Source organism: Plesiomonas shigelloides, from assembly GCF_900087055.1.
Lineage (GTDB): Bacteria > Pseudomonadota > Gammaproteobacteria > Enterobacterales > CAMTGL01 > Plesiomonas > Plesiomonas shigelloides.
In genome coordinates, this window is record NZ_LT575468.1 from 2265854 (window position 1) to 2282208 (window position 16355).

General features: G+C 49.2%; 12 protein-coding genes. 8 read left to right on the forward strand and 4 right to left on the reverse strand.

The window, feature by feature from the left end; genetic code table 11:
• The first annotated feature begins 23 nt into the window (after window positions 1-23).
• On the forward strand, window positions 24-1484 hold the full coding sequence (gene dtpA, locus NCTC9997_RS10035; RefSeq protein WP_047707805.1) for a dipeptide/tripeptide permease DtpA: 1461 nt from the start codon (window positions 24-26) through the stop codon (window positions 1482-1484).
• Window positions 1485-1723: 239 nt separating this feature from the next.
• On the opposite strand, the gene NCTC9997_RS10040 is transcribed toward dtpA, so the two are convergent.
• A complete protein-coding gene (locus tag NCTC9997_RS10040) occupies window positions 1724-2080 on the reverse strand; it encodes a DUF454 family protein (protein ID WP_010864098.1) in 357 nt (118 codons plus the stop codon).
• 734 nt (window positions 2081-2814) lie between these two features.
• On the reverse strand, window positions 2815-3885 hold the full coding sequence (locus NCTC9997_RS10045) for a porin (RefSeq protein WP_064977997.1): 1071 nt from the start codon (window positions 3883-3885) through the stop codon (window positions 2815-2817).
• A gap of 563 nt (window positions 3886-4448) precedes the next feature.
• On the opposite strand from NCTC9997_RS10045, the gene dinG reads away from it, so the two are divergent.
• The 4 genes from dinG to rsmS all read left to right on the forward strand — a co-directional run bounded on the left by dinG (window position 4449) and on the right by rsmS (window position 7895).
• Complete coding sequence (dinG, locus tag NCTC9997_RS10050) at window positions 4449-6509, forward strand: ATP-dependent DNA helicase DinG (RefSeq protein ID WP_064977998.1); 2061 nt, start codon at window positions 4449-4451, stop codon at window positions 6507-6509.
• A 92-nt stretch (window positions 6510-6601) separates the two neighbouring features.
• Entirely contained in the window at window positions 6602-7141 is a 540-nt protein-coding gene (gene priC / locus NCTC9997_RS10055; RefSeq protein ID WP_064977999.1) for a primosomal replication protein PriC, read from the forward strand.
• A 297-nt stretch (window positions 7142-7438) separates the two neighbouring features.
• The gene (locus NCTC9997_RS10060) at window positions 7439-7687 is read left to right on the forward strand and encodes a GlsB/YeaQ/YmgE family stress response membrane protein (protein WP_010864102.1); all 249 of its coding nucleotides are present in this window, start codon (window positions 7439-7441) and stop codon (window positions 7685-7687) included.
• A 43-nt stretch (window positions 7688-7730) separates the two neighbouring features.
• Window positions 7731-7895 carry a pleiotropic regulatory protein RsmS gene (gene rsmS / locus NCTC9997_RS10065; RefSeq protein WP_064978000.1) on the forward strand — a complete coding sequence of 55 codons (165 nt, stop codon included), beginning with the start codon at window positions 7731-7733 and terminating at the stop codon, window positions 7893-7895.
• A gap of 141 nt (window positions 7896-8036) precedes the next feature.
• Here the strand turns inward: rsmS and mscK are convergent, their stop codons facing one another.
• A complete protein-coding gene (mscK, locus tag NCTC9997_RS10070; protein ID WP_064978001.1) occupies window positions 8037-11456 on the reverse strand; it encodes a mechanosensitive channel MscK in 3420 nt (1139 codons plus the stop codon).
• A gap of 402 nt (window positions 11457-11858) precedes the next feature.
• On the opposite strand from mscK, the gene NCTC9997_RS10075 reads away from it, so the two are divergent.
• From NCTC9997_RS10075 to amt, 3 genes are all read left to right on the forward strand, one after another.
• Window positions 11859-13385, forward strand: a complete 1527-nt coding sequence (locus tag NCTC9997_RS10075; RefSeq protein WP_064978002.1) for an amino acid permease — start codon at window positions 11859-11861, stop codon at window positions 13383-13385.
• A gap of 610 nt (window positions 13386-13995) precedes the next feature.
• Window positions 13996-14334 carry a P-II family nitrogen regulator gene (gene glnK / locus NCTC9997_RS10080; RefSeq protein WP_010864106.1) on the forward strand — a complete coding sequence of 113 codons (339 nt, stop codon included), beginning with the start codon at window positions 13996-13998 and terminating at the stop codon, window positions 14332-14334.
• 25 nt (window positions 14335-14359) lie between these two features.
• Window positions 14360-15757 (forward strand): ammonium transporter, encoded by a 1398-nt coding sequence (gene amt, locus NCTC9997_RS10085; protein WP_369795317.1) that lies wholly within the window; start codon window positions 14360-14362, stop codon window positions 15755-15757.
• 221 nt (window positions 15758-15978) lie between these two features.
• Here the strand turns inward: amt and NCTC9997_RS10090 are convergent, their stop codons facing one another.
• Entirely contained in the window at window positions 15979-16302 is a 324-nt protein-coding gene (locus tag NCTC9997_RS10090) for a hypothetical protein (RefSeq protein WP_064978003.1), read from the reverse strand.
• Window positions 16303-16355: the final 53 nt, after the last annotated feature.

Here is a 16355-nt window from a genome sequence, read left to right on the forward strand (position 1 = left end):
ATAATTTATACACAGAGGTTAACGTGTCGATCAGCGAATCACTCAAACAACCCAAATCGTTTTATCTGATTTTTTCGGTCGAACTCTGGGAACGCTTCGGCTTTTATGGCTTACAGGGCATTCTGGCTGTTTATCTGGTCCAAGAACTGAAATTAAGTGAAACGCATTCATTTGCACTGTTTTCATCCTTCATCGCGCTGGTGTACGGTCTGGTTGCCGTTGGTGGCTGGTTGGGTGATAAAGTGCTGGGCACTAAACGTCTGATTATCTTGGGTGCACTCACCCTGATGGTTGGCTACGCGATGATTGCCTTTTCTGGAAATCATCTGATGTGGGTTTATCTTGGCCTGGGTACCATTGCCGTTGGTAACGGGCTATTTAAAGCCAACCCGTCGTCTTTGCTGTCCAAATGTTATGACAAGCATGACCCGCGTCTCGACGGTGCTTTCACCCTGTATTACATGTCGATCAACATCGGCTCCTTTGTCTCTATGCTGATCACCCCGTATCTGGCCTCTCGCTATGGCTGGAATGTGGCGTTCTCGCTCAGCGTATTGGGTCTGCTGCTTACCATCATCAACTTCTTGCTGATGAAAGGTTGGGTTAAGCAATACGGCTCAACACCGGATTTCGCACCAGTTAACCGTCGTCACCTGCTGTATGTGATTATCGGTACTGTGATTGCTTGCTTCGTTTCTGGTTGGGTACTGGAGCACATCATTGTGGCGCACATTGCGCTGGCACTGGTTTCTGCCGGTATCATCTTGATTTTCATCCGTGAAACCTTTGCACTGACCGGTGCGGCGCGCCGCAAAATGATCGTGGCCTTTGTGCTGATGCTGGAAGCGGTCATTTTCTTTGTGCTGTATAGCCAAATGCCGCTGTCGTTGAACTTCTTTGCCATTCACAACACCGTGCATAGTCTGTTCGGTATTGCCGTTGAGCCTGAGCAGTTCCAGTCACTGAACCCATTTTGGATCATGGCGGCCAGCCCAATCTTAGCCATCATTTATCACCGCTTAGGCGATAAATTACCGATGCCACACAAATTCGCAATCGGTATGATCTTGTGCTCCGGTGCGTTCCTGATCCTGTACATGAGTACTCTGTACGCCAATGCCGCCGGTCTGGTTTCCGCCAACTGGCTGGTACTGAGCTACTTGCTGCAAAGTGTTGGGGAATTGCTGATTTCCGGCTTAGGCTTGGCGATGGTGGCACAATTAGTTCCACAGCGTCTGATGGGCTTTATCATGGGGGCATGGTTCCTGACTTCAGCGGGTGCATCGGTCATTGCCGGTTATGTGGCAAGCCTGACTGCTACTCCGGGTGAAGTGAAAGATCCACTGGTGTCACTGCATGTTTACGGCCATGTGTTCTTGCAAATCGGTATTGTCACCGCAGTCATTGCTGTACTGATGGTGCTCACAGCACCGCGTCTGAACCGCATGACTCACAGCACCGCCGAGGAAGTCAAAGCCGCCTAAGATGTAGGTAAACGCTTCTCGACTTTATCCTTTCAAGTCTTTTTATGACGAGCGCTGTTCTGATAAGGAAAGGGCGAATAAGCGAAAGGATAGAGACAAACGACCACAACAAAAACGCCGGTATTTTACCGGCGTTTTTTTATCTCTATGACTCTCATCCATATGCACTCACCAAGAATCTCGGAGGATGAGTAAAAAGTAAGGCATTATTGATGTGATAAAGAGGCGATATAAAAAAGCTAATCTTCAACCGGAATCCGGCGAAACATCAGTAACAACACCAGCATCATCACGAGCAGTGCCACTTTCAGCCACCAGTATGTCACCAGCGAAATACTGACCGCAAAACTAACGATAATAAACAAGGTCGCCCGTTGTTTCGCCTTACGTGGAATACTGCGCCGTGCATGCCACTGCTGTAATAAAGCGGCAAACGGCGAGCGGTACATCAACCATTCATGCCAACGCGGGGATGAACGCGCAAAACAAAAACACGCTAACAATAAAAACGGTGTCGTCGGCAGCAAAGGCAGCACCACGCCCAACGCCCCTAACACTATTGCCAGCCAGCCAACAATCAAATACACCCAGCGCACAGGCTCTCCTGTGTGGTCAATACACGCACAATGCCCTCACACCGCATCGCCAGACGTTTATGCCAGTACCTTCATCCATGCCAACCAAGCGGGCAGCATAGTGGCTAAAAATAGCAGCAAAAAGACCACGACATACAATGCATTGAGTGGATCTTTAAATTCGGAACCCATACACCAGCCCTCTTTGACCTTGATTGGTTTATTCGGTGAGCGTTACTAATGCTAAATGAGTGACTAAATCGCATGATAGCCAATATCACGCGCTCTGCGCGCTTTTGGGAATAGAACAGCCAATAGAACAATCACGTGCAAACATGGATGGCTCATCCTATCCACAAGAGCGCGTTAGTACTCTCTATAAGCATAAGCCGAATTGGCTCGGTACGCGTGCCTTAGCTGCGTGATATTACAACGTCATATTGCCGCATGTCTCTTGATATGGTCGCCCAGCTATAGCCACGAAGCAGAATCGCACAGCCTCTGTCAGAGGATTGTACGGAGCAGCCACCGAATAACAACCGACAAAGCGTAAGGTTATTCGCACTCCACAGCGTAGATATTTTGGCCGTTTACCACCGGCAGAAAAGCATCGAAGGAAGGGATAGCGAGAAAAGCAGTAGTACAACGCATCGAGCGTCGGAAAAGTAAGCAAAAAATGAGAAGATAAGCTCAGCAACAGACATAAAAAAAACCGGTGCAAGCACCGGTTTTTTATAGACGGGTATAACTTCAAATTAGAAGTATACGCGGAAGCCCAGACCGATACGGTCGTCGTTCTTCACGTCAGTAGTTGGCTTAACGTACTTGTAGTCGTCATGCGCGTATTCCAAGAAGGTCACGACGTTCTTAGAGAACGCGTAGTCAGTACCAACTACGTACAGGTCATGACGGTCCCAGTTTTTGTAATCGCTGTAATCGCGGCTATAGTAACCCGCGTATACTTTGGTTTGCTCGATGATCTGGTACTTCACACCAACACCCAGCAGGTCAGCTTTGGAGTTAGACTCACCAGCAGTGTTCCAGTCCAGCTTAGCTTGACCATAGTCCAGACCGATAGAGAAGTCTGCGATTTGGTACTGCGCACCAATACCCCAGATGTCAGCATCAACAGCGTTGATTGCTGCAGTATTCAGGCTAGCTTCCTGACCTACAGACTTACCGTGACCGTAACCAGCGTTAAAAGTCAGACCGAAGTCAGAAGTATAGAATGCTGCCAGAGTATAGGCATTCTTAACATCACTGGTGTTGTCACCAGTTTGCATGGTGTAAGAACCAGCAGCTTTGAAGCCGTTGAATTCAGCAGACTCAACTTTCACAGAGTTGGAAGTACGAGCCAGGAAAGTGTTCTTTTGACCAAATGGACCACGGTCTGCAGAATCCTGCATTTTACCGAAATCCATTACACCACCGTAAGTCCAAGTATAGTCGGATACCGCTACGTCATCGAACGGAGCAGTGATACGACCGGCAGTGATAGTACCAACGCCATCCAGAGACAGACCAGCGTAAGCTTGACGGTTCTTGATGGTAGACTTGGAGTTAGTTTCAGGCATCTGGGTGTCATAACCCATTTCGATGTAGCCCAGGCCGCTCAGACCGTTGCCCAGATCGTGGTTGATGCCCAGACCGATACGGGAGCTGTCATCGCTCAGATCTGCATCACGACGTGCGCCATCTTCAGCCAGCAGACGGATAGAACCTTTCAGGTCAATCTTGGTGCCGTCGTTGTTGTATACGGTTGCTGCGTTGGTTACGCCTGCAGCCAGCAGAGCTGGAACTGCCAGAGCCAGAATTGTCTTTTTCATATTATTTAGTCCACTGCCTTTTCTTTGGTTAATTTTTATATCTCAGCGCGGTATTTTTACCGTCACCGGATGATCCCTGTCACAAGCTCCAAGGCTGAGCATGCAACACCATTCTTTGGTTCGCGAGCAATGCTGACAGAAAGGATTTTTCCTGTCAAACCCCTGCAGAAAAATCGAAAAATCGTTTTAAATTCATTTAGATAATCCAAATCCCCTGCATTAAAAGCCCTGTTGGCGTCATACAAAAATCAAATTTTTTGAAGTTCGTCAGGAACTTTTAATGCAGAACATTATTCGTATTATCATTATTTTTCCTATCCTATATAGGATATTATATCGAGTAATTCATTTACAATAATTTACTCTCACTATTTATTCACTAAATGAACACATTTTCAGGGCTTTTATTGCACCCATTGAATGAGTCGTGACGAACTTCACATATCCATTCAAAAGTCGAACTTAGCTCGGGAAAAAGCCACCCGATGCAGCCTCTCTCATTTCATACACGTGATACGGCTCACTTTTGCTAAACTAGCGGCTCAATGACGGAGTACCTGTGCATGCTAAGCCCTGATACCAAAGCTACTATTCGTAATGTTTATCGCGCCTTATCTAGCGCGATGCCCGGCTTTAAACCGCGCCAAGGGCAGCTACAACTGATCGCTGAAATTGCCAAAACGCTGGCCGGCGAACATGCCCCTAAACCACGAATTTTGGTCGCCGAAGCGGCTACCGGTATTGGTAAATCGCTGTCTTACTTGGTCGCGGCTATTCCCTACGCGCAAGCCAATAATAAAAAATTGGTGATCTCAACCGCTACAGTTGCGCTACAAGAACAGCTGGTTAACAAGGACTTACCGTTTTATGCTACGTACAGTAAGTTACCGTTTCATTACACGTTGGCAAAAGGTCGGACGCGTTACTGCTGCGCCCACAAGCTCGCCAACAGCAGCCAAGCCGAGTCTCAACTCGCGATGTGGGAAACGCCACCGCAGCCAGAAGAGGTGAAAAAACTGCAAGCGATGCATGATGCATTGCAAGATGGCAGTTGGAACGGCGATCGCGATAGCTGGCCTGAACCGGTAGCAGACAGTTTGTGGCAACAAATAGCCTCGGAGCGCCATCATTGCAACATGTCACTAGCGGCGCACCGTCAATGCCCGTTTCAGCGCGCACGCGCCGATCTGCTTACCCACGATGTGATCGTGGCAAACCACAGTCTACTGATGGCTGATTTGGATCTGGGCGGCGGCGCAATTTTGCCTGAGCCAGAAGATACCCTGTATGTCATTGATGAAGCACATCATTTACCTGATGTGGCGCGTGAGTTTTTTGCTGTACAGCTCCCACTGCGCCAAAGTGCGCTATGGGCTGAGCGGCTCAATCAGCAAAGCAGTAAATTACTCAGCATCCTAACCACTGGCCGAGCTCAAGAGCTAGTGAATCGACTGCGGCAAAGCCTGACCGACATGATCCCCGCATTACGTCAGCTTATGCAAATTATTGAGCATTCAGAGCAGCAATTTAGTGCAGATAACATTTGGCGCTTTCCTTTAGGAGAAGTACCGGAAGGGTTTCGGCCGCTATTTGACGAGCTCAAACTCTCTAGCCGCAAAGCAAATCAGACGCTCGGTATTTTACTCGATCAAGCCACAGAGCTGGTGCGCAATGACGCATCACAAAATGCCCGTGTAGAGCCGATATTAGCGGAGTTTTCGCCTTATCTAGAGCGGATGAATATGCTGGAACGCTGTTGGACGGCCATGAATAAAGAAGAGCATCCTTCAGCCGCACCTTTTGCCCGTTGGCTAGCACGTGATACCGAAAATCATGACATTTTGGTGGCCGCCTCTCCGCTAGAAATTGGTGGCAAGTTAGACGGCTTATTATGGAGCCGCTGCGCGGGGGCCGTACTGTGCTCGGCGACCCTGCGTGCATTAGGAAAATTTGACTATTTTTGCCGTCAGGCCGGATTAGGTAATGCCCACGATGTGGTGCATTTGGCGCTGGCATCACCGTTTGACTACCCTAATCGTAGTCAGTTACTGATCCCCAATATCACCACCGATCCTGCGGATGAAAACTTCACCAAAATGCTGATTGAGATGCTGCCAAATTACCTTAATGGGCAATCGGCCAGTCTGATTTTGTTCGCGTCATATTGGCAAATGAATCAAGTGGCCGCCGGTTTGCGTGACAAAGGTTTGAGCCTGCTGGTTCAAGGTGAAGCATCCCGTGATGCACTATTAACCTTACATAAAATGCAGTGTGATGGCGGCAAACCCAGTATTTTACTCGGCACGGGCAGTTTCTCCGAAGGTCTGGATTTACCCGGCCATTATCTGACGAACCTGATTATCACTAAGCTGCCGTTTGCTGTGCCCACATCACCACTGGAGCAGGCTTATGCCGAGTACATCACGCATAAAGGCGGCAATCCGTTTTTGCAAATCACCGTGCCAGAAGCGAGCCGCAAGCTGGTACAATCGGTCGGACGCCTGATCCGCACCGAAGAAGATAGCGGACGGGTGATCCTGCTCGACCGGCGGGTGATCACGCGCCGCTACGGTAAAGCCCTGCTCGATGCCTTACCACCATTAAAGCGCGTAGTAGAATATTAATAGTGGAATATTACATGCGGTGGTCGCTGTGTTGCAGAGGCTACCATACGGCTTCTTTATTATGCTGACCTGAATGCGAAGAGAGTGACGGTATGTCGTTAACAGCCCGCCTGAAAAATGCGTTATCCGAGCTTGAAAAGGCCGCCATCGAAGCCGATCGCTTGCAAACAGAGCGTCCACGTTTTGCACCAGCACTATTTAAATGCCACAGCCCACGTCTGACCGATTGTGTGCGTGAGCTGGAGCAGAATTTAAATCAGCTGGAACAGCTGCACTCTGCGCAACAAGCAGGATTTTTAGCTGAAACCATCACAGCACAGTTCTCGGCATTACAACGGGAGCTGTCGACGCAATCACTGCGTAAAAAAGAGGTCGCAGCGGCTAAACGAACCAATACCGGCAAACATATTGATCTGTATGATGAGTTGGCACGTCATCAAGATTATGAACGCCGGCTCAATGACATGATCCGAGTACGGGAAACCAAATTAGGTAGCTGCGTGACCTTGCAACAACAGCAAACGCTGCAGCAGGAGATTGCAGCGTATGAAGGTCGTCTATTTCGCTGCCGACAAGCATTGAAAAAAATCGAATTACGCATTCAACGCCGCGAAGAAAAACTGATGCCTTAACCTGACAGGCACCTCACATTTATTCATCAGCAACTATACTTACAGCCTATAGCCTAAGGCTATTTCCTTTGCCATTGGCGCTTGCGAGATCAACGCATTACGCCGATCTACAACATCAATGGCATAGCCTATCGATTTGTATACCCAAACAACGTGAAGTTGCAGGTAGGCGGCAAGTGAGTGCATCCCCATGAGCATAGGCAAACGATGTGATTGGGGTGAACGAACGTAGCCAACACCGCTGCAGCTTCAAGTAGGAAGGGTATAGTGACTTAATTTGTGGTTGCGAGGTTCATCATGGGCATCATTTCGTGGATTATTCTCGGCTTGATCGTCGGTATTCTGGCCAAATGGATTATGCCAGGGAAAGATGAAGGTGGTTTTATCATTACCGTGGTTTTGGGTATCATCGGCGCGCTGGTCGGTGGCTATCTGAGCCAAATTCTCGGCATCGCCACCATGACCGGATTTAATATCAAGAGCCTGATATTCTCCGTGATAGGTGCGCTGTTAGTACTGTTTATCTACCGCAAAGTTAAAGGTTAATTTTGGCCGGCAAGCTCCGATTGCCAGCCGACAGGGAGCAACAATGAGTCTGGAAAACGCACCGGAAGAGATCCAACTGGCAGTTGATCTGATTTATCTGCTGGAAACCAATGAGGTCGATCCCAAAACTGCGCTGGCCGCGCTGGAGTTTGTGAAAAAAGATTTGTTGGCCAAACTGGCCGTCACTTCAGCGACATCAACGGTTTAATCATCCAACACTGAGTGATAGCGGTATCTGACAATCGGTATCAACAAAAACGGCCAGCATGATGATTGCTGGCCGTTTTACATTTAGCGTTTAACGGTATATCTCTATGCGCACTTCATACGCCATACGCCGTAAGACGCTTTAGAGTGCCGCTGAATCCTGACTTCCATCTACCTTTTTCGCAGGGTTGCCTTGAGGCAAACACTCTGTGGTGGAATGGAATTTCACCTCTTCTTGAGCCGGTGAGTTCAAGTTCTTCACGTAAATATCCATCTGATTGAAGGCAATCTCGATGTTATTTTCACGGAACAACTGATCAATACGGCGGTTCAACTCGTCAACCGCAAAGCTGCGATCGCGCAGTTCACGTACATACACCCGCAATTCATGATCCAATGTGCTAGCCCCGAAGGTCAGGAAGAAGACCATTGGCTCAGGCTCATTCATCACCCGTGGATTTTCACGTGCCGCTTGCAGCAGCAACTTGCGCGTCAACTCCAAATCTGAACCATACGCGACCCCAACACGCACAATCACGCGCGTAATGGTATCGGTCAGAGACCAGTTTTGCAGACGCTCAACCACGAAGTTTTTATTCGGGATGATCACTTCTTTACGATCAAAGTCCGTCACTGTGGTCGCACGAATGCGAATTTTGCTTACTGTGCCGGAGAAGTTACCGATGGTGATGGTGTCGCCAATACGGATCGGACGCTCAAACAGCAAAATCAGACCGGCCACGAAGTTCGCAAAAATCTCCTGCAAACCGAAACCCAGACCAACCGACAGACCGGTTGCAATCCACTGCAGCTTATCCCACGACATACCAATCGCGGACAGCGACAGCATCACCCCAAGGCCAGTGATGACATACGACAGCATGGTCGTAATGGCGTAAGACGCGCCCTGCCCCAATTGCAATTTGGACAGCACCAGCACTTCTAGCAAGCCCGGTAAGTTTCGGGTCAAGACGTAGGCCACCACCGCAAACACTATCGCAATCAGCACATCACGCAATGTGATCGACACTGCCACGCCATTCGCGTCAACGCCGTTATGCCACAAGGTCACGCTGTCGAGGTAGGAAATCACGGTCACCAAATCGGACCATAACCAGTAAAACGCGCCGAGGAAAACCAAGAACAGCGCCATGTTAGACAAACGTAATGACTGCTGGTTAATTTGCTCCAGCGCCATTGGCTGTTCATCAATGATTTCGCCGCCTTCCGCATTTTCATGCACTTTTTGCTGACGACGCGCCATCGCACGGCGATAGGCCAAACGGCGAGCCGCAACGGCCAAACCACGTAGCGCAGTTTCGTGTACCACCCACCACAACATGACCAGATAGAAGCTATCGATCAGCTTGGCGGTCAGTTTCAGCGCGGTGTAGTAGTAACCCAACGCAACCAAGGCAATCAGCGCTACTGGCGCCAGCATGATGGCGAACATCACCAACAAGCGCAGCAGGCTATTTCCATTTTCATCAATGCGCGAACGGGAGATTGGATAGATCAGGAACACCATTACGATCAGCATCGAGATAGTGATCACCTGTCCAATCGCATCGTCGGCCAGCGTTGACGGATCCAATTCACCAATGGTGGAAACCAAAATCAACGGCACCACAGCCATCGCGATATAATGCAATGAACGGCGGAAGTGATTGATTTCCGACTCATGCCGATTGAAGTGTGTCTCGGCAATTCCACCCGGCTTTAAAATCCGCGCCAACATCCCAAAGGCCAGATAGGCCAGGGCAAAACGCAACGTCAGGTGCCAGATAATCTGCGGACTGGCCAGATTACTGTAGATAAACAGCATGCCGATGCTAAGAACAATCAGCGTGCCAGGGATCTCTTGCAGCAGCGTCAACAACAAGGCTTTTGGCGTGTGCAGCTGAGTATCGCGCCGTAACTGGCCGATGTCAGACTCCAACCCTTGCAGATGTTTGACGATGTCTTTACGTCGCCAAATGATCAAGCCCGCCATGATCAACATCGGGATCACGATAAACAGCAGCGGTAACTGTTGGCTTATCCATTTACCCACATGCACATCATCAATAATGCCCTGCGCCTGATAGAACATGGCCGCCGGCAGACCCCATATCCAGGCCCAATCCAGTGGCTTATTACTGGTTACCCAGAAAATTTGCTGTTGCAGGGTGTTTTGCAGGCTACTGTTCACGCGAATCAGCTGTTGCTGATTAAGCTGTAAGTTAATCGCCAGATTCAGCTGATTACCCAGTTGCTTATTCAGTTGGTCCAGAAGCTCTTTACGCGCATCCAGCACCATCATCAGATCTTTGCGGATCACTTCGTTAGCGTTGGCATCACCGTTTTGCTGCAGCAACTGATCAACATAGGTTTTCGGTTGATACAGCTCATCACGCTGGCGGTTAACCTCGAACTGTTGCAAACGCAAATCTGCAATTTTCTCTTCCAGGTTTTTCGCCAATGCGGCATCTGGCAGCATTTGGCGCTGCTGGTACAAAATACGGGATAACAACAAGCTGCCTTTCAGAACCGAAATTTGCTCGTTGAGGTTGCGCTCAGTCTGAGTCACGTTATCCAGCCAGTTTTTAACCTTGATGTTCTCTTGCACCATGGTATTAACTTGCTGGGTTGCGCTGATTAGGTTCTGGCTCAGTTGCTGGTTTTTGTCTTGCTCTTTTACCACCAACGGATTAAGCGCTTTAGCGGAGGCATTGTCAGTCACACCGGCATCCGCCACAGTCTGCTCAGATTGCGTCAGGCGATTGCTGTTAATCTGCTGCTGTAACAACTGCACCAGAGCTTCATACTGGTTGAGCTTTTCTGTAAAGATATCCCGCTGTTTTTGCGCGATATCTTGCAACGTAGTGTTGGTATCCAGCTCTTTTTGTCGACGCTCCAACTGAACGTTCAACAACGCCATTTCAGTATTCAGCAGCAGTTTGCGGCTGCTCGACAGCTGTTCTTGATCGGCAGATACGCCATTGAGGATGTTACGAATATCCTGAATTCGCTGGTAGGCCTTACTCATGGCCGCCTGCGCCCGCTCTGGCAGCGTCTGCATAGAGATCAGCTGGCTATTGACCGCCGACAGCTGCTCTTGGTCACGCTGGGTATCGCTCAAGGTACTGGTGAGCTTTTTCTCTAATTGAGACAAGCTCATGCGCTCAAGCTGCTTTTGCTGCTCTTCTTTATCCATGCCACTGCGCAATGCGGTCAGCTCAGACATCAGTTGTTTAATCTGTGCCGGCGCTTTGTCGTATTGGGTTTGGATATCACGGATCTTTTCTTTTTCTTTGTCTATTTTGTCCAAAAATGACAAAACCTGCTCATACTCCGTTTTCTGAGCAGTTTGCGCTGGCGTCAGCTTTTCCTTTTTAGACAAAGCGTCTAGTTTGGTCTGGACTTCAGACTCCTTGGGTAACTCAAATGCCACTGATGCAGTGACTGATGCAGCAACGCTGCCAGCACTCCACAGCAGCGCAAATAGCATAATCATGATCCCAGCGCCATAGCGTAGCGCACGGGTATCCGATAGAGAAAAAGGGCGGAGATTCAAGGTCATAGCCTCTTCAGAACACCATCAACACAAACAAAGAATGACTACGTAGAATACCAGAACTCATCGGACATCCGGTAATCATTTTGTGTCACCGTGACCGCTATGTTATGGCAACAAAACCGCCGCGAAATCAAAACACGATGTAAACTTAAAGGCAGTATTAGGCATGGTAATGCAGTGCGAATTTAGCCCCACACTCGAAATATCCAGTTACGTTTTTAAGCGTTAAGCAATAATGTTAAAAATCAAAAAGATGAGACATTTTATCACACAAAAATATCCTGTCTTTATGGGGATCTATTCAATTACGATAATTAACACTTGTGTTGGGCATCACAAATTCGTTTTATATGCGTCTTTAAAGAGCCACAAGCTACAACGTTTTAAGAGGAGTGCTAACAAGCCATGCACGACGTCAACACTACAAAAGAAGAACCTGGGACCGGTCTAAAGCGTGATCTAAAAGCACGTCACCTGACCATGATTGCTATTGGTGGTGCAATTGGTACCGGGTTATTCGTTGCCTCGGGGGCCACGGTTGCGCAAGCCGGTCCCGGTGGTGCGTTAGTTGCTTATGCCGTAATCGGCATGATGGTTTTCTTTGTAATGACGAGTCTGGGTGAGATGGCGGCGTTTATGCCCGTCTCCGGCTCTTTTTCGACGTACGGCACTGAGTTTGTTTCTCCGGCCATGGGTTTCGCGCTCGGTTGGAACTATTGGTACAACTGGGCAGTGACCATTGCGGTTGAGTTAACAGCATCTTCGATAGTGATGGCGTATTGGTTTCCATCGGTCCCCGGCACAGTCTGGAGTGGGATCTTTTTGGCCATCATATTCTTCCTAAACTTCTTCTCCGTAAAAGGATTCGGTGAAGGGGAATATTGGTTCTCGATGGTAAAAGTGGCTACGGTCATTATCTTTATTATCGTGGGTCTGCTGATGATTTTCGGCATTCTGACTGACCGTGGCGCCGATGCCGGTTGGGCGACCTTCACCATGGGCGATGCCCCGTTTGCCGGTGGTCTGCCTGCGATTATCGGTGTTGCGATGATTGCCGGTTTCTCCTTCCAAGGCACCGAGTTAGTTGGGGTTGCCGCCGGTGAATCTGATAATCCAGGCCGCAATATTCCTCGCGCCATCAAACAAATTTTCTGGCGGATCTTGCTGTTCTATGTGCTGGCCATTTTCCTGATTGGCTGTTTGATCCCGTATACCAGCCCAAGCCTGCTGCAAAATAACGTACAAGATGTGGGCATGAGTCCATTTACTCTGGTATTCCAAAATGCGGGTTTAGCATTCGCGGCAAGTGTGATGAACGCAGTGATTCTGACTGCTATTCTGTCCGCCGGTAACTCGGGGATGTATGCCTCCACCCGTATGCTGTACAACATGGCTCTGAGCGGTATGGCACCGAAAGTCTTCGGCAAACTGACACCGAACGGTGTACCACGTAATGCGCTGTATGCCACAACGGTGGTCGCGGGTCTGTGCTTTTTCAGCTCCATGTTCGGTAACCAAACAGTCTACTTGTGGCTGCTGAATATTTCCGGCATGAGTGGCTTTATCGCTTGGCTAGGGATCTCAATTTGTCACTACCGTTTCCGTAAAGGTTTTCTGGCTCAAGGCCATTCTTTAGATGAACTGCCGTACAAAGCAAAATGGTTCCCATTTGGTCCGATTTTCGCTTTTGCCCTGTGCTTGTTCGTCACCTTAGGCCAAGACTACCAGGCCTTCAGCGCGACGCATGTCGACGTACAAAGCTTGGCCGCCACTTATATCGGGATCCCGCTGTTTGTGCTGGTATGGCTGATTTATCGGATTAAGAACAAGAGCCGCTTGGTACGCTACGAAGATATGCGCTTCCCAGGTGTACGTGCGGTGCAACCACAAAGTGAGCAACCACACACTGTGGATAGCAACGCGACCAAATAAGTGTACGTGTTGCCCTTGCTAAGCTAACGATAAAGGCCGCTCATGCGGCCTTTATGTTTTCCTCTCATCCATCTTTATATTGCTCTATTTTGTTCTCTTTAATGATTCAACGTTTGATTAGCTCTCGACGATGAATTTCACCAACAGATAAGTGATATGTACACGCGCTTGTAAAAGGTAGGCGCAATAGCGTGCTACCTGTATAGATGGTGCAATGTGTTGCATGTATGCACCATAAAGGTGCATAGGCGTGATCATCAGCACCGCTCTCACACAAGCAGACTTCACTTATCCAGCCAGTTCAACCCTCTCCCCACTTAAACACAGATAAAATCAGCCCGCCATTCAGCTCAACATAATGTCTACGTAGTTCAAAATGGGCTACGCCATGATGTTCGCGTGAGTTGGGTTATGGCGATATTTACCACACATTCACCGGCATGACAGAGCAAGAATGTCTGCTACTCCATCTTTTATCCGCTTAACTGCCTTTGCATCTGAACAGGTCGCCACTCATAAATAAAACATATTTAACACCACGTTCATCTTTGGCATACATTGTGCGTATATCACCGTAGTCAGGTCATCCTGTTAACAAGAAGGGAACAGCATGAAACTTATTACTGTGATCATCAAACCGTTCAAATTAGAGGATGTCCGTGAGGCTCTTTCTGCATTAGGAGTTCAAGGGCTAACTATCACTGAAGTTAAGGGATTTGGTCGTCAGAAAGGCCATACCGAGTTGTACCGTGGCACCGAGTATGTGGTGAATTTTCTGCCAAAGGCAAAAATTGAAATCGCCATCTCCGATGACCAGCTGGATGCGGTGCTGGATGCCATTCAAAAATCGGCCTACACCGGAAAAATTGGTGACGGCAAAATTTTTGTCTGCGAATTACAACAGGTGATCCGGATCCGTACCGGTGAAACTGACGACGCTGCACTTTAAGTGCGCTGTTAAGGAGAAAAAGATGATGACGCTCTCTACACGCATGCTCACAGCGACCGCCGGTCTCACCGGCTTGCTCACCCTACCGGCCGCCATGGCCGAAACTGCCGCGCCAGTGATTAATAAGGCCGATGATGTTTGGTTGTTGGTCGCCAGTGCGATGGTGATCCTGATGTCACTGCCCGGTCTGGCCCTGTTTTACGGTGGGCTGGTGCGCTCTAAAAATATGTTATCGGTACTGGCACAAGTGTTTACCGTGTTTGCTGCGATCACCGTACTGTGGATTGTGTACGGCTACTCGATTGCCTTTACCGAAGGCAATGGCTTTTTCGGCTCATTCGATAAAGTGCTACTTAAAGGGGTCACGCCGGATTCGTTGGCGGCAACCTTCAGCAAAGGCGTCGCCGTACATGAACTGCTGTATGTGGTATTCCAAGGCGCGTTTGCCGCAATCACCTGCGGTCTGATTGTCGGTGCGTTTGCCGAGCGCATGAAATTTGCCGCGGTACTGCTGTTTTGCGTAGTCTGGTTCACCCTCTCTTATCTGCCGATGGCGCACATGGTCTGGTACTGGGCGGGTCCTGATGCCTATACCAGCGCAGAAGCGGCGACTGCCGCAACCGCAACGGCCGGTTATCTGTTCCGTCATGGCGCGCTGGATTTTGCCGGAGGCACGGTCGTACATATCAACGCTGCAGTGGCTGGATTAGTGGGCGCTTACATGGTCGGACGGCGCGTAGGTTTCGGGCGTGAAGCCATGAAGCCACACAGTTTGACGATGACCATGATTGGAGCCTCTTTACTGTGGTTTGGCTGGTTTGGTTTCAACGCCGGTTCAGCACTGGAAATGAATGGCACCGCAACCTTGGCCTTTGTGAACACATGGGGTGCAACCGCCGCGGCTACTCTGTCATGGCTGTTTGCTGAGTGGATATTAAAGGGCAAACCCTCTTTACTGGGCGCAGCGTCAGGCGCAGTTTCTGGTCTGGTCGCAATTACACCGGCCTGCGGATTCGTCGGTGTCGGTGGTGGGCTGATTATCGGTTTGCTGGCTGGTATTGCCGGTTACTGGGGTGTCCATGCGCTCAAACGCTGGCTGAGTGTGGACGATGCGCTGGATGTGTTCGGCGTGCACGGTGTTTGCGGTATTCTGGGCGCTATTTTAACGGGCGTGTTTGCAGATCCTGCACTTGGCGGAACCGGTGTGTGGGATTATGTCACTAATAGCGTTGCCCCATATGCAATGTGGGAGCAGGTGAAAATCCAAGCACTGGGTGTTGGCATCACTATCTTATGGTCTGGCGTAGTGGCTCTGATTTGCTACAAACTGGTCGACTTGGTGGTAGGCCTGCGCGTGGCAGAAGAAGACGAACGCATTGGGCTTGATGTCACTACCCATGGCGAGAATGCTTATAACCAGTGATTTAACCGGTCATGGAGGGCGTAAGATTGTATGTAAGTGGTGACTTACCAGCGACGCGCTTTCAGTTACCTTACATGATGTTTCATTAAGCGAAATCTATGCTTCGCTCTACCTGCAGAGATGCCCTATCCGGCATCTCTGCTCTATTTTGCAGCTCAGACTCTATCTACTATTCCACTGGTACGCATATCACTCGCGCACACTGCCATTGCAGGTAACCGCTAGTCGCAGAGCGAAGTTGATGCTAACTCACGCACAAATTCGCGTTTGATGGTGGTCGGAGTAATGTAGAACACGGTCACGGTATCACCGCTTTGGATGTAGGCAGCACGAAAGTTGACCTTATCGACCACCACTTTATATTCCTGAATGGTCAGCTGGTGTCTTTTCAAATCGTAAGCCGGTTTTATTTTATGCGGACGATGCAAAATGATCTCCGGTAATACCGTGTGCACATTGTGTTTTACGGCCGCTTCGTACTGCGCATATTTTCTGAAAAAACGCTGCAGGTACTTATTGTCTTCCAACTCGATAGTTAACATCATCGGCACTTATGCTCGTATTTACACTCATCATTGACTCTATAAGCAGTATACGC